This is a genomic window from Verrucomicrobiia bacterium, from assembly GCA_035765895.1.
Taxonomy (GTDB): Bacteria; Verrucomicrobiota; Verrucomicrobiia; order Limisphaerales; family DSYF01; genus DSYF01.
Genome location: DASTWL010000010.1, coordinates 60,275 through 78,872, shown reverse-complemented (window position 1 = coordinate 78,872; position 18,598 = coordinate 60,275). Strand labels below are relative to the sequence as shown.

Sequence of the window (18,598 nt, the reverse complement as noted above, 5' to 3'; positions counted from 1 at the left end):
CGCCGCGGGAGCAGCGCCGAGCCACTAGTTGTGGGACTCACGCCCCCGACAACCAAGATACGAAGAGCAGCCACCATGAAGACCTATCTACTCCGCCCGGCCCCGCCCGTCCAGCGCCAAACCCGCCGCGCGGCCAAGCCCGCCGCGCGGCCAAGCCCGCCGCGGACGTGCGTCCCGAACCCTGCCACCCACCCGTCAGGCCCGGCCCCGCGCTGTGCATCGGGTTGGATGTGCACACCGACACCATCGCCGTCTCCCTCGCGCCCGCCGACGGCACGGAAGTGCGGCGTTACGGCCTGATCGGCGGGACGCACGACGACGTGCTCAAGCTGGCCAGGAAGCTTTCACCGCGGTATTGAGGACGCAGATGTGATGTTTGCGATCGGCCAGATTGGGGCCGAGGGTGAAGCCGTGGGCGATAACAGCGGAGGCGGACACGAGGGAGGATGAGTATGTGGTTTGCACAAGCAGCGGACCTAACTCATTGCACGGCGATGAAGCTCTGCCTTCTCATCTATAGCAGTTTCATAAATACTATAGCCGTCCTGACGGCAGCAGCCCCCCACCCCGTCCCTCTCCCCATCCGATGGGGAGAGGGTGGCCGAAGGCCGGGTGAGGGGCCGGCGAATAACCCGACGGCTACGACATTGTTTGAACCGCTCTAACAGCATGGCTTTAGTTGAAGGTGGAAGGGGTTTCTGCGCTCCGGTGTAAGCGTGGGTTGCAACGCGGTGCGGCGGTGGCGGTGTGTCAAGGTTTGGGCACGAGGTAGCTGTGGGTCCATTCTGGCGCCGAGGGCAAACTGTCCGTGGTCACCAGATTCTTCCATTGAGCGTCGGTCATGCGTGTGGTCGGGCCCAATTCAAACTCGTAGTGGCTCAAGACCGGCCCCGCATAAACGGCGAGATCGCCCGGGCCACAATCCACGGCAATCATCAACAACTGAACATTGCCCACGCCCTCATGCAGAATCGAACCCGGATCGCCGACGATCGGATCCGCGGGGTCGGTGTGCACATCGGTCACCAGCGGATCCCAGAAGTCTGAACCCTGGTTTTCCCCGCTTGGAAAATTGAACTGCGCGTCGGGCGGGAGATATTCTTTGCCGGGTTCGTAGAACAAGGAGGGATACCAACCGCTGTAGGTGCGTTCTCCCGCACAGTTGAACTCGACAAGCGATTGGAGAAAATACACCTCGCCCGAGGAGAGCGGGGTGCGGCTCAACTCTTTTTCGGCAATGCTGCGAAGCGTGTCCGCAGTCTGGGCAAAACTGTCCATGGTTGCCAGGCGGTTGGCATACAGGGTGGCACCGCTGACGGTGACATAAAAGGGAAGGTCATTCGTGTAGTGCTCGTAGGTAAAAACGCCGTTGGTCGAAAGGGTGGCGAGGACCTCCTTGGTTGCCAGTGCCATTTCCCGCATGCGTTGGTAGAAAGCCGGCCGCGGCTCGACATAACCCGCCGGATACGAGCAAATGAGCATCGGCGTGTAGGATTGCTCGGCGTAAAGGATTGCGTTGTGCCGGAGTTCCGTCCACGAAGCCAGTTGGGTGTTGAGCGTCTTCATGGCCCACGGCCGGGTGCGCATGGCTTGGGGAAACTCGGGGCCGGTGGTGGGCGTGGACAGTTCGCGGAGACAGGCCAGCCAGCGCAGGTAAATGCTGTTGGTCCAGGCGGAAGCTGGCTGCAAATCGATCGTGTTCCGGGCCGCGCCAAGGTTGTGCTGGTAGAACATGCCATCCCGCCAAGGATGTCCATTCGTGTTGGCGATGCGCGCGGCAAGTTCCGGGACAATCTGGCTGTTCCCCAGCGTTGTGAAGGCGACATCCAGCGCGCTGGGAACCCGTCGCAGCACCTTGCCGAAGAGAATGCCGTTGGCGTTCGGATCATCCCAGAGAATGTCATCGAAGGTGCATTTGCCCAACGCCCAGGTGTCCGGCACAAATCGCTGCCCCATGAAGGCGAAGGAGCGCGGCAGCTTCACCTGACCGGGCCCGAGTGGCGACCAGTAGTATCCGCTCGTCACCTGCTGCATTCCCAAGTCGCCGGACATGAGCCGGGCCTGCAAATTTGTCAGCGATGCCTGGTCGGGCAGGTTCGCGGGAGAAGAAATTCCAGCGGCAAACAGCAGGTCATTCAACTGCGCCAGATTCAGCGAGTCCGTGGTGCCGACGAACATTTCCAAAGTGCGATTTAACTGGAGCCAGTTGGTGAACTGGCCGGAACCCTGAGCGAGAAAGTTCAGGGCCACGCATCCGGACAACTCGCGCAGCGTGTTGGTCTGGCCGGGCGCGGGCACGCCCGTGGAGAATCCAGCATAACGGAAGTCAGCCAGCGCGCACCACATCATGGTGCGGAAATACCGTTGGAGGGTCACCGAGTTGACGTAATGGCCGCGGACTGTGAACTGCGAGAAATCCACCACTCGAGATTCGCCGTAAAGGTTGATCGTGGCCGGCTGCTGGTTGTTGATGGCGTTCAGGGTGGCGCTGACCCGGGCGCTTTGTCCCAGCGACCCGTAGTTGTTGGCGCCACTGACCAGCGACCGGGCGACGGCCAGGAAATAGTCCGCATCGAGGACGCCGTTGCCCATGGCGGTGCCCGCCGATTGCGACCAAAGGCTGGGCACCTGCGCGGCCATGGAAACGAGGATGTCGGACAATTGGTCCTTGAGCCGGGTCTCCTCAATCTCCTCCAACATGGTGTCAAATGAGCGATGCCACGCATGGAGAATGGAGTCCGTGGAGACGAACACCGGGAGGTCCTCCGTGTAGATGTCGTAGTAAACATCCGCGAAACTTTCCCGCTCCATCCGCTGGCTGACCACGAAGCCGTTTGTCTGAAGGACGGCGAACTCCGCCGGATTGAGCCGATAATCAACGTAACGCCAATAATACGGGGAATTGGTGGCGTTATAAACCGCGGGGTCAGTGTTGAATTCGCTCCAGAACTCAGCTGTGGTCGGGTCGAAGGTGATCTGGGACAAATACTGGTTGGTCAGACTGTAGCGCTGCGCAAACTCGGCAACCGACAACTGGCCCAAGCTTTGAAGTTGCTGACTGAAAGCCGTGGCATATCCGAAGACCGCCTCGCCCAACTCGTTGGCAGTGGGCTTGATCTTTGTTGTGGCAACCACCCGATAAAAGGCGTGGTCGCCCAGCGAGGGCACCGGCACGCGCAAGGTTTCGTCGGACACGCCGACGCTGCCACTTACGGGCCCAGCCACATTGGTCCAAGTGCGCAGGTCGGAACTGCGCTGGACGATGTATTCGGGATACATTGAACTTACCGGTAGCGCAAATTGGGAATGCAGCCGCACCCGGCCCGTGTCACCACCGGGCTCGAATTGGAGCACCACTTGGTCTGAAGCCAACGCCAAGAACAACCAGCCGGAGGCAAGAAGCGTGAGGAGAATCACAGACGGAGTCTTCATACTCTTCCCTTGTTGTGATTAGAGAATAGCCTGAAGAACGGTCTCTGCAATTAAAAATACGAATCTTCTAGCCGTCCCATGGACGCTCCTGAAAGCGCACCATCAAATGGCTGCCCCAGTTGACAAGAAACACCAAAGAAACGCTCCTGGATTTTCTGAACGCCACGTCGCGGTCGCACGCGGACCGCGCATCACGATCACATCACCGACCAACGTTCACCGGACCTCGCGCACGCTGTTGGTGGTGCCGTAAACATTCGGCACGTGCAGCGTGCATTCGGGATCGTTCTGCCATTCGCCGTCCACGATGAACCGGTAATGATAGGTGCCCGGCGCGAGTTCCACGTCGGTGTGCCACAGGCCGTCCGCGCCCTTTTTCATCGGGATGGCGTTGGCCTGCCACAGGGTGAAGTCGCCTGCCAGCAAAACCCGCAACGCCGCCGGGGCTTTGATGGTGAACGGCTGTTGGACGGTTCCACTGGTGTTTTTACGAACGGTTCGTTTTTTGGTGGCCATAAGGTTTTCCTTTCTCGCAGCGCAACAGCTTCCGCCGCGTCCCCGGCGCGGTCAAGTGTCGCCGCATGGTTCAGGGTTATTCCGCTTCGCGGAGGGATTCCAGGCCGTCGTTGGCGGTCGCCGGTTGGCGCGGGGCAACCGGCCAGGGACGCAGCTTCAGTGCGGCGCGGATCCCGTTCACGAGCCCCGGACCGTCCACTCCTTTGACGAGGTAGCCGCACGCGCCGGCCGCCAGCGCGCGGGTGGCGTAGCGGGCTTCGTCCTGAATGGAGAAAACCAGAATCGGGAGCCGCGGATGCCGCCGGTGCAGGCTGCGAATGAAGCCCACGTCCTGTTTGCGGAGAATCTCCGTGACGACCAGGTCGGGATGCAGTTGGCCGATTGCTTTTTCGGCGCCGTGGCGGGTGGCCGCCTGGCCGCAGATCCGCAGGTCGGGAAAACGGCTCACCCAGCTGGCAATGGCCGTGCGCATGAGGAGATTGCGCTCGACCACGAAAATGCGACGGCAGCGGGGGCGCGAACGCGCCCGGGGCCTGCCGGCGCAGGCAACGGATGGGGTTTTTCGTTTCATCGCTCCACCACGGCCGGGCGGGCCGTGGCACCAACCCACGATGAGACGTCGTTTCGCGTGGCGCAATGGGATGCGGTGCGGAAGTGCCGGTCAGCCGCAGGCTGAACGGTGCGGGAGAATTGCTGAGCCGCGAGGCTGCCGGTGCTGGCGCCGGCCGGGCAATGGCGGGCTATGCGGCGTCTGGTTGGGCCGCCGCGGCGGGGACGTGGCAGAGGACGGTGGTTCCGCGGTTTTGCCGGGGTTCGATGCGCAGGGTGCCGCCGATTTTGTGGGCGCGGTAGCCCATGACATGCAGGCCCATGCCGCGTCCGGCCCGCGGTTTGGGCGGCAGCCAGCGGCCGTTGTCGGTGACCGTCAACCGCAGCCCGTCCACGCTGCGTTGCAGGCGGAGGCGGATGCGGCCGGGTTTCGCGTGGCGGACGGCGTTGTTGACGGCCTCCTGCGCGATGCGGAACAGGTGGATGGCCGTGGCATGGTCAGCGATCAAGACGGGCTCCGCGCATTCGAAGTGGCAGGCGACGTGAAACAATCGCTTCGTCGAGCGTGCGAGGTTGGCGAGCGCGTCCATAAGCCCCTCGGCGTCCATGCCCACCGGGCTCAAACCGTGCGCGAGCCGCCGCGCCTCGTCGCTGACCGATTGGATCAGCCGGGTGATGCGGCGGGCGGTGCGGCTGAAGTGCGGGAGCGAACTTTCGCGCAGATCGCGTTCCAGGGCTTCACACATCATCGCCGTGGCGGTGGTGATCTGGCACAGGCCGTCGTGCAAATCGCGCCCGATGCGGCGCTGTTCGCGCTCGCTGACGTTGAGCAGTTCGTTTTCCAATTCGCTGCGCCTAGTCATCTCCGCGCGCAACGCCTTGTTCACCGCCTCGAGTTCCGCCGTGCGTTCGATGGCGCGCTGTTCCAGCGTGCGGGTTGCCGAACGCAATTCCTCCTCGGTGGTGTTGCGCGCCGTCTGGTCGGTGATCACCGCGAGGCACGCCGGGCGGTTGCGGAAACGCAAACGGGAAAGCGAAACATCGGCGGTGAAACTGGAACCATCCGGCCGGGGCAGGCGCCAGCGGGCGAGGCCGGGTGCACCGTTGGGCTTAAGCCGTTTCAAGGCGTCCAGCCAGCGGGCCGTTTCCGCCGGCGGCATGATTTCCTGCACGGCGCGCCGCAGGAAGCGGGCGCGCGTCAATCCGTAGAGCGCCAGCGCCGCGCGGTTCACGGCCAGCAGGCGGAGCGACTCAGCATCGCAAATCCACATCGGCATCGGATTCGCGGCGAACACGGTTTCAAAGCGGTCCTTCCGGGTTGCGCGGCGCCGCCGGCGGGGTTGAGGACGCCGGCTCATACGGCTGGCGCGTCGCCGGCGGCCGCGGCCTCCGCGTATTGGAGCGCAAAACGCATGAGCTGCGCGGCGTTGGTCACCTTGAGCTTGCGCATCAGGTTCAGGCGATGGGTTTCGACGGTCTTGGGACTCAGGTGCAATTGCGCGGCGATTTCGCGGTTGCTCCTGGCCTCGCCAATGAGGGAGAGGACTTCAAACTCGCGGTCCGTGAGCTGGGGCAGGGGCCGCTTGGAGGACTGGCGCCACACGCCGGAGTATTCCTCGAGGAGCTGCGTGGCCATGTCCGCGCTCAACGCGATGCGGCCGGCGAGCACCTCGCGAATTCCCTGCAAGACGCGTTCGCCGCCGGCGCGCTTCATGATGTAGCCGCGCGCGCCGGCGCGCAGGGCCCGGCCGGCGTAAAGGTTTTCATCGTGCATGGAGAGGACCAGCGCCGGCACGCGCGGATGCTGGGCGCGGAGGTCCTTGAGAAACTCGATGCCGTTCCGGCCCGGCAGCGAAATGTCCGTCAGCACCAAATCCGGTTTGAGCCGGCCGGTGAGCTGGAGGGCTTCGGCGGCCGTCTCCGCCTCGCCGCACACTTCCAGATCGCCGGCGCGCGCGATCCATTGCGAGATGCCTTCGCGCATCAGCGGATGATCGTCCACGAGCAGGATCCGTTTCCGGGACGGGGCGGCGGGGCGGGGCGGTTTGGCTTTCATGTGCTTTCCATACGTTTATAGGTCGGGGCCCGGCGTGGAACAAGTCCGGGCGAGATGAACTTTTGCTCCGGGGCGGATTTTTCCGCCGGGCGCGCCACGGTTTCCAGCCGGGATCGCGGCGCGAAAAATTCCGCCGATGGCAACGGAGCTTTGCATTTCTGTGGTCCGCGATTTAGACTGGGCGCGTCGCTGCGGGCCGGCCTTGAGATTGTTCGGTGGAGTTGGACTTCATTTGGGGAGAATGATCCGACGGCTGGTTGCGAGCGAGGTCAATGGTCTGCCGGGCAACCCAGGCTCGAGGTGGACAAAGTCCGGCGCGCCGGCACGAACCGGAATGGTTCCAACGCCCGCCGCCCCCGTGAGAGAAACTCTAGGCCAGGCATGGAATCGAAATTGAACCATTACAAAACACATCCATCAGCTTTAACAACGCGCCGTTCCCTCCGGAACTGGGCGTGGATGTTTCTGACCTTGGGCAGTCTCGTCATGGTCCCCGCGGCGCGCGCCGCAGAGATGGACGATGCGGCGTTGAACAGCGGTCTGCAACTGGTGGGCAATCTGCTCGCGGCGATTTTTGGACGCTGGGTGTGGAACGTGGCGTTTTGGGGGATTGCGTGGGTGCAGTTGCTGGCGTGCGCCGGCACGCTGGTGCTGGTGGTGATTGTGGCGCAGGGGATGCGCTGGCTGATGCGCCGGACGTTGAAGTCGCTGCCGGCCAAGGAAGCCGCCGCCAGCGACAAAACCAAGGGGGCGCCATGGGCGCGGCTGGCCCTGGAAGCCGTGTTGCCGCCCCTGACCTTGCTGGTGTGGGCCTGGGGCGTTTATGCGGCCCTGACGATTTTGTTCGTGCGGCCGGTGTTTGAACTGGTGTTCCTCGCCACGCTGGCGCGCTGGCTGAAGAATGCGGGCTCCGTCATCGCGTTGTTCTGGTTTCTCTTCCGGATGATCCGCGTGGTGGAACTCGAACTGCACCGCTGGACGGCGGGGACGGACAGCAAGTGGGACGATGTGCTCGTCGCCGTGGTCGTGCGCGCCATCCGGCTCATCATTCCGCTGCTGGCGGTGATTTTTGTCGTGCCAGCGCTCAATTTGTCCGTCACCTCGCACGAGTTTTTCAAACAGGCCGCGAGCCTGCTCCTGATCGGCGCCATCGGCTTCATTCTGTTTCAGCTCGTGAATGCCGTGGAGGAAGCCGTCCTGGCCCAGTTCCGGATCGACGTGAAGGACAACCTGGAGGCGCGCAAGGTTTACACGCAGGTCAAGGTGCTGAAGAAGATTGCGATCGTGGTCATCATTCTGTTCACGACCGCGTCGATGTTGATGGTGTTCGATGCGGTGCGGCAACTGGGCACCAGCCTTCTGGCCTCGGCGGGAGTGGCCGGCATCATCGTGGGCTTCGCGGCCCAGCGCAGCATTGCCACCGTGCTTGCGGGCTTTCAAATTGCGATGACCCAGCCCATCCGTCTCGACGACGTCGTGATCGTGGAAAACGAGTGGGGGCGGATTGAGGAGATCACACTCACCTACGTGGTGGTGTTGATCTGGGACCAGCGCCGGCTCATCGTGCCCATCAATTACTTCATCGAGAAGCCGTTCCAGAACTGGACCCGCATTTCGGCGGATTTGCTGGGGACGGTTTATCTCTACACCGACTACACCGTGCCGGTGTCGGCGCTGCGGGAGGAACTCGACCGCGTCCTGGCCGGGACCAAGTTGTGGGACGGACGCGTCAAAGGCATTCAGGTGACCGACTCGAAGGAAAACGTCCTGGAAGTGCGGGTGCTGGTCAGCGCCGCCGATGCCTCGGCTGCGTGGGATTTGCGTTGCCTTGTGCGCGAGAAGCTGGTCGATTTCCTGCAACGCACCCATCCGGACAGCCTGCCGCGCACGCGGGCCGAACTGTCGCATGGGCAACCGGCCCGGCCGGCCGCAAAATCATGAGCGACGCATCTGCCAACTCCGCCGGCCTGCCGCCCGATCCCTTCTGGTATAAGAGCGGCGTCATTTACGAACTGCACGTCCGCGCCTTCGCCGACAGCGACGACAACGGCATCGGCGACTTTCGCGGCCTGACGTCCAGGCTGGATTACCTCAAGGATCTCGGCGTCACCGCGCTCTGGCTGCTGCCGTTTTATCCCTCGCCACTCAAGGATGACGGCTACGACACCGCGGATTACTTCGACGTGCACCCGATGTATGGCACGCTGGGCGACTTCAAGGTGTTCCTGCGCGAGGCGCACCGGCGCGGTTTGCGCGTCATCACCGAACTGGTCCTCAACCACACCTCCGACCAGCATCCGTGGTTTCAGCGGGCGCGGCGGGCCAAGCCGGGCAGCCGCTGGCGCAATTACTACGTCTGGAGCGATTCGCCCGACCAATACAAGGACGCGCGCATCATCTTCAAGGACATCGAAGTCTCCAACTGGGCGTGGGACGACGTGGCGGGTGCCTACTACTGGCACCGGTTTTTTTCCCACCAGCCCGATCTCAACTGGGAGAACCCGGAGCTGTATGACGAGATGGTCAAGGTGATCGACTTCTGGTTCGACCTGGGCGTGGACGGGCTGCGGCTGGACGCGGTGCCCTACCTTTACGAACGCGAGGGCACCAGTTGCGAAAACCTGCCGGAAACCCACGTGGCGTTGAAGCGCCTGCGCCGGCATGTGGATGAAAAATACGGCGACCGCATGTTGCTGGCGGAGGCCAACCAATGGCCCGAGGACGCGGTGGCGTATTTTGGCGAGGGCCGGGGGGACGAATGCCACATGGCCTTTCACTTCCCGCTCATGCCGCGCCTGTTCATGGCGCTGCGCATGGAGGACCGCACGCCCATCGTGGACATTCTCGAGCAGACGCCGCCGATTCCCGAGACGAGCCAGTGGGCGCTGTTCCTGCGCAACCACGACGAGCTTACGCTGGAAATGGTGACCGACGAGGAGCGCGACTACATGTATCGCATGTATGCCCACGTGAACCGGGCGCGGCTCAACCTGGGCATCCGCCGCCGGCTTGCGCCGTTGCTCGGCAACGACCGCCGGCGCATCGAGCTGTTGAACGCGCTGCTGCTCTCGCTGCCCGGCACGCCCGTGCTCTACTACGGCGACGAGATTGGCATGGGGGAAAACATCTACCTCGGCGACCGCAACGGCGTGCGCACCCCGATGCAATGGAGTTCGGACAAGAACGCCGGCTTTTCCCGCGCCAATCCGCAGGCGCTTTACCTGCCCATCATTTACGATCCGGAATACCACTACGAGGCGGTCAACGTGGAGGCGCAGATGCAAAATCCGCATTCGCTGCTGTGGTGGATGCGCCGCGTGCTGGCCCTGCGCAAACGCTGGCGCGCCCTGGGCGAGGGGAAATGCGAATTCCTCAATCCCGAGAATCACAAGGTCATCAGCTACCTGCTGCGCTTCGAGCAGGAGACGATTCTCATGATCGCCAACCTGTCGCGGTTCGCGCAGCCGGTGGAACTCGATCTCGCGGCGTTCAACGGCTACGTGCCCGTGGAATTGTTCGGCCGCATGGAGTTTCCGACCATCACCGACAAGCCCTATTTCCTCACCCTCAGCCCGCATGCCTTCAACTGGTTCTCGCTCGAACTGCGCGCCACGGCCGCGTTGACGGCCGGCACGCTGGGCATGACCACGACGCCCGGCGCCATCCGCGTCCATGGCGAATGGCTGGCGGTCTTGAAGGACAAGCCCAAGGCGCAGCTCGAAAGCCGGCTGCCCGACTGGTTGCGCGGACAGCCCTGGTTCTCCAACCGGGCGCGCGTGATCAAGCAGGTGACGATTCGCGAGGTGTTCACCGTGCCCGCCGATGGTGTGGATACCTGCCTCGTGCTCTTGCAGGTGGAGTGTGTGGGCGCCGACGCCGAACTTTACGCGCTGCCGCTGGCGTTTGCCGCGGGTGGAGCGGCCCTGGATGTGGGCGTCGAGCAGGGGCGGGGCGTCATCACCGAACTGGTGCTGGCCGATTCCGGCGAAACGGGCGTGCTTTACGACGCCGTCGGCAGCCGCGCGTTCCACGTGGCCCTGTTTGAGCTGATTGCCGGCCGCCGCCGGATCAAGGACGACGCGGGTGAACTCGAAGGCGTGCGGTCGCCGCTGTTCCGGCAGATTGTCGGCAAGCAGCCCCCGCCGGCCACGACCGCGCTCAAGGCGGCCCAGCGCAATTCCTCGGTCCTCTTTGGCGACCGGTTCGTGCTGAAATTCTTCCGGCGCCTGTTCCCGGGACTGAATCCTGAGCGCGAAATGGGCGAGCTGTTTGTCCGGCACGAATTCGCGCACGCCCAGCCGTTCGCCGGTGCCGTCGAATGCCGCACGGAGCGGGATGAACACTTCACGCTGGCGGTGTTGAGCGGCTACATCCCGCACGCCCGGACGGCGTGGGATTACACCCTCGAAGCCCTCGGCCGCTTCTACGAACGCGCTTCGGCCGGCATCAACGAAGGGCAGAGCGCCCCGGAACTGGATTTGCGTTCCGCGGGCCTGGTCGGCGACGTGCTCGACGCGCCGGTGGCGTCCACCGTGGGCACGTATCTGGATTCGGCGCGCGTGCTTGGCGAGCGCACGGCGGAGATGCATCTGGTGTTTGCGGCCGAAACCGAGGATCGCCAGTTCGCGCCCGAGCCCTTCACGCCGCACTATGTGCGCGGCCTGTTCCAATCCATGCGGAACCTCGCCAACCAGAACTTCCGCCGGCTGCGGAAGGGCCTGCGGCTGCTGCCGCCCGAAACCGCGGAGCTGGCGCGCACCGTCTGCGACCGGGAGCCGGAGATTCTGGAGTGCTACCGGACGCTTTACCGCAGCCGTCTCACGGCGCGCCGCATCCGTTGCCACGGCGATTTTCACCTGGGACAACTCCTCTACACGGGCAAAGATTTCGTCCTGATCGATTTCGAGGGCGACCCGGCGCTGCCCGCGAGCGAACGCATCATCAAGCGGTCGCCGTTGCGGGATGTCGCGGGCATGGTGCGCTCGTTCCACTACGTGGCGTGGGCCGGATTGCACGAACACGCGCAACGCGGCTCGCTCGATCCGGGCCGGCTGCAACCCTTCGAGCCCTGGGCGCGGCTCTGGTATCGGGCCGTCAGCCTCGCTTACTTGCGGGCCTACTTTGCCCGGATGGCCGCATCGGAAGTGCTGCCGCAATCCGAACAGGAGCTGCGCCTGATGCTGCGGGCGTATCTGCTCAACCACGCCGTGCATGAAATCGGCGTCGAACTCGCCGCGCGCCCCGACTGGTTGCACGTGCCCCTGCGCGGCATTTTGAATTTGCTCGAAGTCGCCCACGCCGCCGCGGCCTCAGCCGCGGCGCCGGATGTTGTCACCTGAACCCGAAACCATACTGAGTCCGTCCGTTGCTTCATGGAAAAATACCTGTGCATTCATGGCCATTTCTACCAGCCGCCGCGCGAAAACCCCTGGCTCGAAGCGGTCGAGCTGCAGGACTCGGCGTTTCCGTATCACGACTGGAATGAGCGCATCACGGCCGAGTGTTACGCCCCCAACGCCACCGCACGCCGCCTCGATGCCGAGGGCCGCATCATCGACATCGTCAACAATTACTCGTCCATCAGTTTCAATTTCGGGCCGACGTTGCTGGCGTGGATGGAGGAGAAGGCGCCGGATGTGCTCGCCTCGGTGGTGGAGGCCGATCGCCGCGGCCGCGAACGCTTTTCCGGTCACGGCGGCGCGCTGGCGCAGGCCTACAACCACATGATTCTGCCGCTCTCGAACCGGCGGGACAAGGTCACGCAGGTCATCTGGGGGATCCGCGACTTCGAGCATCGGTTCGGGCGTCTGCCCGAGGGCCTGTGGCTGCCGGAATGCGCCGCGGACGAGGCGTCGCTGGAAGTCCTGGCCGCGCAGGGCATCAAGTTCACCATTCTCTCGCCGTATCAGGCGGCGCGCATTCGTCCGCTGGGCGAGCCGCACTGGACCGATGTCAACGGCGGGCACATCGATCCGTCGCGGGCCTATCAGGTGAACCTGCCGTCGGGGCGCAGCATCGCGGTGTTCTTTTACGACGCGCCGGTTTCCAAGGCGGTGGCGTTCGAATACCTGTTGAACAGCGGGGAGGCGTTTGCGCACCGGCTGCTGGAGGGTTACGACGACGGCCGGGACTGGCCGCAGCTCATGCACATCGCCACCGACGGCGAATCGTATGGCCACCATCATCATTACGGGGAAATGGGCCTGGCCGCGGCGCTGCATTACATCGAGTCCAACCAGCTCGCGGCGCTGACCAACTACGGCGAGTTTCTGGAGCGGCATCCGCCCACGCACGAGGTCAGGATTCACGAGAAAAGCGCGTGGAGCTGTTCCCATGGCGTGCGCCGCTGGCACAGCGACTGCGGGTGCAACAGCGGCGGGCGGCCCGGCTGGAATCAGCGCTGGCGGCAGCCGTTGCGGGATGCGCTGGACTGGCTGCGGGATGAATTGGCGCCGCAGTTTGAAACCCGGGCCGGCGAGCTCTTCCACGATCCGTGGCGGGCCCGCGACGCCTATATTTCCGTGATCCTCGACCGCTCGGAGGAGAACGTGACGCGGTTTCTGCGCGAGCATGCGGCGCGTGAATTGAGCGAGGAGGAACGCCTGACCGCGCTCCGGCTGCTGGAAATGCAGCGGCATGCGATGCTGATGTTCACCAGTTGCGGCTGGTTCTTTGACGAGCTGTCCGGCATCGAGACCGTGCAGATCATGTGCTACGCCGGCCGGGCCCTGCAACTGGCGCGCGGCGTGACGGGGCGGGACCTTGAACCGGCCTTTCTCGACCGGCTGGCGCGCGCGCGCAGCAATCTCGCCGAGCACCGCAACGGGCGGCTTATTTTCGAGAAGTTTGTGAAGCCGTCCACGATGGACCGCGAATGGCTGGGGGCACATTTTGCCGTGAGTTCCCTGTTCGAGCGGTATCCGGAGAAGGCGCGCATTTATCGTTTCCACTTCGAGCAACAGCACCGCGAGGAGCTGGAGGCCGGCAAGGCCCGGCTGATCCTCGGCCGCGCCCGGGTGACGTTTGAAATCACGGGGGCAGCGGACCTGCTCAGCTACGCGGCGCTGCATCTCGGCGATCACAACGTCAACTGCGGCGTCCGGTATTTCCGCGGCGAGGAGGAGTTTCAAACCCTGCTGAGCGACCTGCGCGAGGCCTTCGGGCGCGCGGATTTTCCGCGGGTCATCCGGCTCATGGACCGGCATTTTGGCGAATCGAATTATTCGTTGAAGGATCTCTTCCGGGACGAGCAGCGGAAGATTCTCAACCTGATTCTGGCGTCCACCGGCCAGGATTTGGAGAGCCGTTACCGGCAGATCACCGACCAATACATGCCGTTGATGCGCTTCCTGAAGGACATCGACGCGCCATTGCCGACCGCGCTCAAGACGGCGGCGGATTATGTGCTGAACGCCGAGCTGCGCCGGCAGTTCGAAGCGGAGGAGCCGGACCTGGCGCGGGTGCGCATGCTCGCGGATGAAGCGCATGCCGGCAGCGTGGAGCTTCACACCGAGGAACTGGCCTATGCGATCAAGTCGCACCTGGACCGGCGACTGGAACGGTTGACGCAGGCGGCGGATGATGCCGCCCTGCTGGCACGTGCCGCGGAGGTGGCGGAGGCGGTGCAATCCATCGGCATCGAGGTCAACTTGTGGAAGACGCAGAATCTATACTTCCGTCTGCTCCATGACGTGGCGCCGAGCCATCGCGCGCGGGCGGCGGACGACGCCGCGGCCCGGGCGTGGGTCGAGCAGTTTGACCGGCTGGGTGAAAAACTGGTGTTCAAAATCGAGGGAGGAACGGCGTGACGATCACCCTGCCAGCAACGGGCCGCAGCCGGGTGCCGCGGGCCACCTACCGGCTGCAATTCCAGCCGCGTTTCACGCTGCGGGATGCGCAGGCGCTCGTGCCGTATCTGGATCAGCTCGGTGTCAGTCATGTTTACGCCTCGCCGTTGTTGCAGGCCATGCCCGGCAGCACGCACGGCTATGACACTCGCGACTTCAGCCGCTTGAATGCGGAGCTCGGCACCGAGACGGACCTGGAGGCACTCGTTCAGGCGCTGCATCGTCGCGGCATGGGGCTGGTGCTCGACATCGTGCCAAATCACATGGGCGTTGGTCCCGGCAACGCCTGGTGGTGGGACGTGCTTGCCCACGGCACCCGCAGCCGTTTCGCCCATTATTTCGACATCGATTGGAATCCGCCCGATCCACAACTGCGCGGCAAGGTGCTGCTGCCCGTGCTGGGCCGCGAATATCGCACGGTGCTCGAGGCGGGCGAGTTCAAGGTTCAGTTGCAACGAGGCCAGCCGGTCGTGGGTTACTTCGAACATGCCTTTCCGCTCGTGATGACGCCCCAGTGGATCGGTCAGCGGACGCTGCCGGAGCTGCTCAAGGAACTGAACTCCCGTCCGGCTCTGCTGGATGAGGTGCTGGAGCAGCAGCACTATCGCCTGACGCACTGGGGTTATGGGGACAAGCAGGTCAATTACCGCCGTTTCTTCAACATTTCCTCTCTCGCGGGGTTGCGCATCGAGGAGCCGGAAGTGTTCGCGGCCGTGCATGAACGCATCCTCGAATGGGTCCGGCGCGGCTGGGTGGACGGCTTGCGCGTGGATCACATCGATGGTCTGCGCGACCCGGCCCGCTACCTCGCCCAGTTGCACGCCGCGGCGCCGGACGTCTGGCTTGTGGTCGAAAAAATCCTGGGCGCGCAGGAATCGCTGCCGGAGGACTGGCCGGTCGCGGGGACGACCGGTTACGACTTCCTGAACCGCGTCAGCGGGCTGTTCATTGACGCCTCGACGGAACCGGCCTTCACGGACCTCTACACCCGTTTCACCGGCGAACCGGGCGATTATGACGTCGTCGTGCGTGAGGCCCAGCGGCTCGCGTTGCGCGAGTTGCTGTCCGCCGAAGTGAGCCGCCTGCTGCAATGGGCCGTCAAGGCCGCGGCGCGGAACTGGCGCGGAACTTTCGTTCCGCCGCCCGTCCTGCGCGAGGCCTTGATCGAAGTGGTCGCCTGCTTTCCCGTGTATCGTTCGTATGTGCAGGCCGACACGCGGACGGTGCGCGAGACGGACGAATTGTTCATCACGCAGGCGGTGGACGCCGCCCGGCGGGAACGACCCGATCTGGCACCGGCCTTGTTTGATTTCATCGCGGACCTGCTGTTGCTGCGCTGGGACGGCGAGGCCGAGCGTGAATTCGTCATGCGCTTTCAACAGTTGACCGGTCCCGCCATGGCGAAGGGCGCGGAAGACACGGCCTGCTACCGCTACAACCGGCTGGTGGCCTTGAACACCGTGGGCGGCGAGCCGGGGCATTTTGGGCTGACGCCCGAGCGCTTCCACCTTTCCTGTCTGCACGCCCAACAACGCTGGCCTGCGGCAATGCTCGCCACCTCCACGCACGACACCAAGCGCAGTGAAGATGTGCGCGCCCGCCTGTGCCTGCTTTCCGAGCTGCCCGAGGAATGGCGGCAGGCGGTGGAGCGCTGGTCCACGATGAACCAGCGGCATCGCAGTGGCCGTTTTCCGGATCGCAACTGCGAATATTTCTACTACCAGACACTGGTTGGCGCGTGGCCCCTGCCACTGGACCGGGCGTTGGTCGTCATGGAAAAAGTTGTGTGCGAAGCCAAGCAGCACACTTCGTGGAATCGCCGCAATGCCGAATACGAACGGGTCATCCGTGAATTCATTACCCAGACGCTGGGCGACCCCAATTTTCTGGCCGACGTCGGCCGCTTTGTAGAACGGCTGGTCGAGCCAGGCTGGGTGAATTCCCTCGCGCAGGCCCTGTTGAAGCTCACCACGCCCGGCGTGCCGGACATTTATCAGGGCACGGAACTGTGGGACGGGAGCCTGGTCGATCCGGACAACCGGCGCCCGGTTGATTTCGACCAGCGCGAGCGGTTGTTGAACGCCCTGCGGCAGATGCCGCTCGACACGGTCTGGCAGCGGCGCGCCGACGGGCTGCCCAAACTCTGGCTGACGCAGAAGACGCTGCAGTTGCGCCGTCGGCGGCCGGAAGAGTTCGGGGCGGGCAGCAGCTACGCGGTGTTGCGGGTCAGCGGGCGCAAGGCGCGCCACGCCGTTGCCTTTCAACGCGGGAAAAACGTGGTGGTCGTCGCGCCCCGCCTGGTGCTGCGGCTGGCCGGGGACTGGGCCGATACCGAACTGCAGCTGCCCGGCGGCGAATGGCACAACGAATTTACTGGTGAAACCGTGGCCGGGTCATCCATCAAACTGGCGGAACTGCTGTTGCGGTTTCCCGTGGCCCTTTTAACGCGAAAGGAGAAGGCAGGATGAAGTCGTTCCGAGTCTGGGCTCCCAAGCCGAAGCGGGTGGAACTCCAACTGGGCGCGCAGCGCCATGCGATGCAGGCCGAACCGACCGGCTGGTGGCACGCCGTCGTGGCGACCGCCGCGGAGGAATATGGATTTGTCCTCGACGGCGAAGGGCCGTTTCCTGATCCGCGTTCGCCCTGGCAGCCGCACGGCGTTCACGGCCTGTCGCGGCGGGTGGACCACGACCGGTTTGCCTGGACGGATGACGGCTTTCGCGCGCCGCCGCTCGGCAGCGCGGTGATTTACGAGCTGCACGTGGGCACGTTCACGCCCGCCGGCACGTTTGACGCGGTGATCGAGCGGCTGGATCATCTCGTGCAACTCGGCGTGACGCACGTTGAGTTGATGCCGGTGAACGCCTTTCCCGGAGCGCACGGCTGGGGCTACGACGGCGTGGCGCTGTTTGCCGTGCAGGAATCCTACGGCGGGCCGGAGGGTTTGAAGCCCCTGGTGAACGCCTGTCACGCGCGCGGTCTCGCCGTGCTGCTCGACGTGGTTTACAACCATCTTGGGCCGTCGGGCAATTACCTCGCCAAATACGGCCCTTACTTCACCGCCCGGCACCACACGCCGTGGGGACCGGCAGTCAATTTCGACGGGCCGGACAGTGACGAAGTGCGCCGGTTTTTCTGCGACAACGCGTTGATGTGGCTGCGGGACTACCATTTTGACGGCCTGCGCCTGGACGCGGTGCACGCCATCGTGGACACCACCGCCCAACCGTTCCTCGAACAACTGGCCGGCGAAGTGAAACAACTGGCCGCCCAGCTCGCCCGGCCGCTGATCCTGATCGCCGAAAGCGATCTCAACGATCCGCGGCTCATCTGGCCCACGCAACGCGGCGGCTTCGGGCTCGACGCCCAATGGAGCGATGATTTTCATCACGCGCTTCACACCACGTTGACCGGGGAACGCAGCGGTTACTACGAGGACTTTGCGGGTCTGGCTGATCTGGCCAAGGCGTTGCGCCAGGCGTTCGTCTATGATGGCTGCTATTCACGCCACCGGCGGCGGCGGCACGGGCGGCCGCCGGAAGGTTTGAGCGGCAGCCGGTTTCTGGCCTACGTGCAGAACCACGACCAGATTGGCAATCGGGCGCAGGGCGAACGGCTGGCCCACCTGGTGAGCGCCGGACGGTTGAAAATCGCCGCCGCATTGGTATTTACGTCGCCCTTCGTGCCGATGCTGTTTCAAGGTGAAGAATGGGCGGCCAGTTCGCCGTTCCAGTATTTTACCGATCACGCCGAGACGGAACTTGCCAAGGCGGTGCGGGAGGGGCGACGCCGGGAATTTGCCGCCTTCGGCTGGCGGCCCGAAGAGGTGCCGGATCCGCAGGCTCGCGCGACGTTCGAACGCTCCAAGCTCAAGTGGGAGGAACTGGGCGCGAAGCCGCATGCGGCCCTGCTCGAATGGCATCGGCAGTTGATCGCCATGCGGCGGCAGGAACTGACGTTGACGGACGGTCAGCGGGACGCGGTGAACGTGCGCTGTGACGCATCGGCGGGATGGCTGGTGATGGAACGCGGTTCGCTGACGGTGGTGTGCAACCTGGGCGACGGCCCGCAGGCCGTGCCGCTGGCAGCGGGGCGACATCAAATCCTGCTCGCTTCGGAAAACATGCCGCCCACGGCGGAAGGCGCATTAACGCTGCCGGCCGAGGCCGTGTCCATTCTGAAGCGGGTGCCGTGAGCT

The 18,598-nt window shown here is 64.2% G+C and carries 11 protein-coding genes; 6 read left to right on the top strand and 5 right to left on the bottom strand.

All coding sequences use genetic code 11. The features are described 5' to 3' along the window. Nucleotides 1–230 precede the first annotated feature (230 nt). Nucleotides 231–359: a hypothetical protein gene (locus tag VFV96_02185; GenBank protein ID HEU5069202.1), complete on the top strand. Its 129-nt coding sequence runs from the start codon at nt 231–233 to the stop codon at nt 357–359. 391 nt (nt 360–750) lie between these two features. On the opposite strand, the gene VFV96_02180 is transcribed toward VFV96_02185, so the two are convergent. From VFV96_02180 to VFV96_02160, 5 genes are all read right to left on the bottom strand, one after another. Beyond that, nucleotides 751–3,432, bottom strand: a complete 2,682-nt coding sequence (locus VFV96_02180) for a DUF3160 domain-containing protein (protein HEU5069201.1) — start codon at nt 3,430–3,432, stop codon at nt 751–753. 216 nt (nt 3,433–3,648) lie between these two features. Further along, a complete protein-coding gene (locus VFV96_02175; GenBank protein ID HEU5069200.1) occupies nt 3,649–3,948 on the bottom strand; it encodes an isoamylase early set domain-containing protein in 300 nt (99 codons plus the stop codon). A 76-nt stretch (nt 3,949–4,024) separates the two neighbouring features. Then, nucleotides 4,025–4,519, bottom strand: a complete 495-nt coding sequence (locus tag VFV96_02170; protein HEU5069199.1) for a response regulator transcription factor — start codon at nt 4,517–4,519, stop codon at nt 4,025–4,027. Between the two features lie 169 nt (nt 4,520–4,688). Further along, the gene (locus VFV96_02165; protein ID HEU5069198.1) at nt 4,689–5,855 is read right to left on the bottom strand and encodes an ATP-binding protein; all 1,167 of its coding nucleotides are present in this window, start codon (nt 5,853–5,855) and stop codon (nt 4,689–4,691) included. After that, nucleotides 5,852–6,553, bottom strand: a complete 702-nt coding sequence (locus VFV96_02160) for a response regulator transcription factor (GenBank protein HEU5069197.1) — start codon at nt 6,551–6,553, stop codon at nt 5,852–5,854. The genes VFV96_02165 and VFV96_02160 overlap by 4 nt, the downstream gene beginning before the upstream one ends. A 459-nt stretch (nt 6,554–7,012) precedes the next feature. Between VFV96_02160 and VFV96_02155 the strand changes: the two genes are divergently transcribed. The 5 genes from VFV96_02155 to treZ are packed head-to-tail and all read left to right on the top strand — an operon-like array spanning nt 7,013 to nt 18,595. Further along, nucleotides 7,013–8,494, top strand: coding sequence for a mechanosensitive ion channel domain-containing protein (locus VFV96_02155; GenBank protein ID HEU5069196.1), 1,482 nt, complete (start codon nt 7,013–7,015; stop codon nt 8,492–8,494). Further along, entirely contained in the window at nt 8,491–11,892 is a 3,402-nt protein-coding gene (gene treS / locus VFV96_02150; protein HEU5069195.1) for a maltose alpha-D-glucosyltransferase, read from the top strand. Before VFV96_02155 ends, treS begins: the two co-directional genes overlap by 4 nt. A gap of 33 nt (nt 11,893–11,925) precedes the next feature. After that, nucleotides 11,926–14,361, top strand: coding sequence for a DUF3536 domain-containing protein (locus VFV96_02145; protein ID HEU5069194.1), 2,436 nt, complete (start codon nt 11,926–11,928; stop codon nt 14,359–14,361). Continuing rightward, nucleotides 14,358–16,868 carry a malto-oligosyltrehalose synthase gene (gene treY, locus VFV96_02140; GenBank protein HEU5069193.1) on the top strand — a complete coding sequence of 837 codons (2,511 nt, stop codon included), beginning with the start codon at nt 14,358–14,360 and terminating at the stop codon, nt 16,866–16,868. Before VFV96_02145 ends, treY begins: the two co-directional genes overlap by 4 nt. Next, nucleotides 16,865–18,595, top strand: a complete 1,731-nt coding sequence (treZ, locus tag VFV96_02135) for a malto-oligosyltrehalose trehalohydrolase (GenBank protein HEU5069192.1) — start codon at nt 16,865–16,867, stop codon at nt 18,593–18,595. The genes treY and treZ overlap by 4 nt, the downstream gene beginning before the upstream one ends. The last annotated feature ends 3 nt before the right edge of the window (nt 18,596–18,598 follow it).

Excerpts from the sequence above, each read along its gene's own strand:
- VFV96_02180 (HEU5069201.1), bottom strand. The coding sequence starts at position 3,432 with ATGAAGACTCCGTCTGTGATTCTCCTCACGCTTCTTGCCTCCGGCTGG.
- VFV96_02175 (HEU5069200.1), bottom strand. The coding sequence starts at position 3,948 with ATGGCCACCAAAAAACGAACCGTTCGTAAAAACACCAGTGGAACCGTC.
- VFV96_02170 (HEU5069199.1), bottom strand. The coding sequence starts at position 4,519 with ATGAAACGAAAAACCCCATCCGTTGCCTGCGCCGGCAGGCCCCGGGCG.
- VFV96_02165 (HEU5069198.1), bottom strand. The coding sequence starts at position 5,855 with ATGAGCCGGCGTCCTCAACCCCGCCGGCGGCGCCGCGCAACCCGGAAG.
- VFV96_02160 (HEU5069197.1), bottom strand. The coding sequence starts at position 6,553 with ATGAAAGCCAAACCGCCCCGCCCCGCCGCCCCGTCCCGGAAACGGATC.
- VFV96_02155 (HEU5069196.1), top strand. The coding sequence starts at position 7,013 with ATGTTTCTGACCTTGGGCAGTCTCGTCATGGTCCCCGCGGCGCGCGCC.
- treS (HEU5069195.1), top strand. The coding sequence starts at position 8,491 with ATGAGCGACGCATCTGCCAACTCCGCCGGCCTGCCGCCCGATCCCTTC.
- VFV96_02145 (HEU5069194.1), top strand. The coding sequence starts at position 11,926 with ATGGAAAAATACCTGTGCATTCATGGCCATTTCTACCAGCCGCCGCGC.
- treZ (HEU5069192.1), top strand. The coding sequence starts at position 16,865 with ATGAAGTCGTTCCGAGTCTGGGCTCCCAAGCCGAAGCGGGTGGAACTC.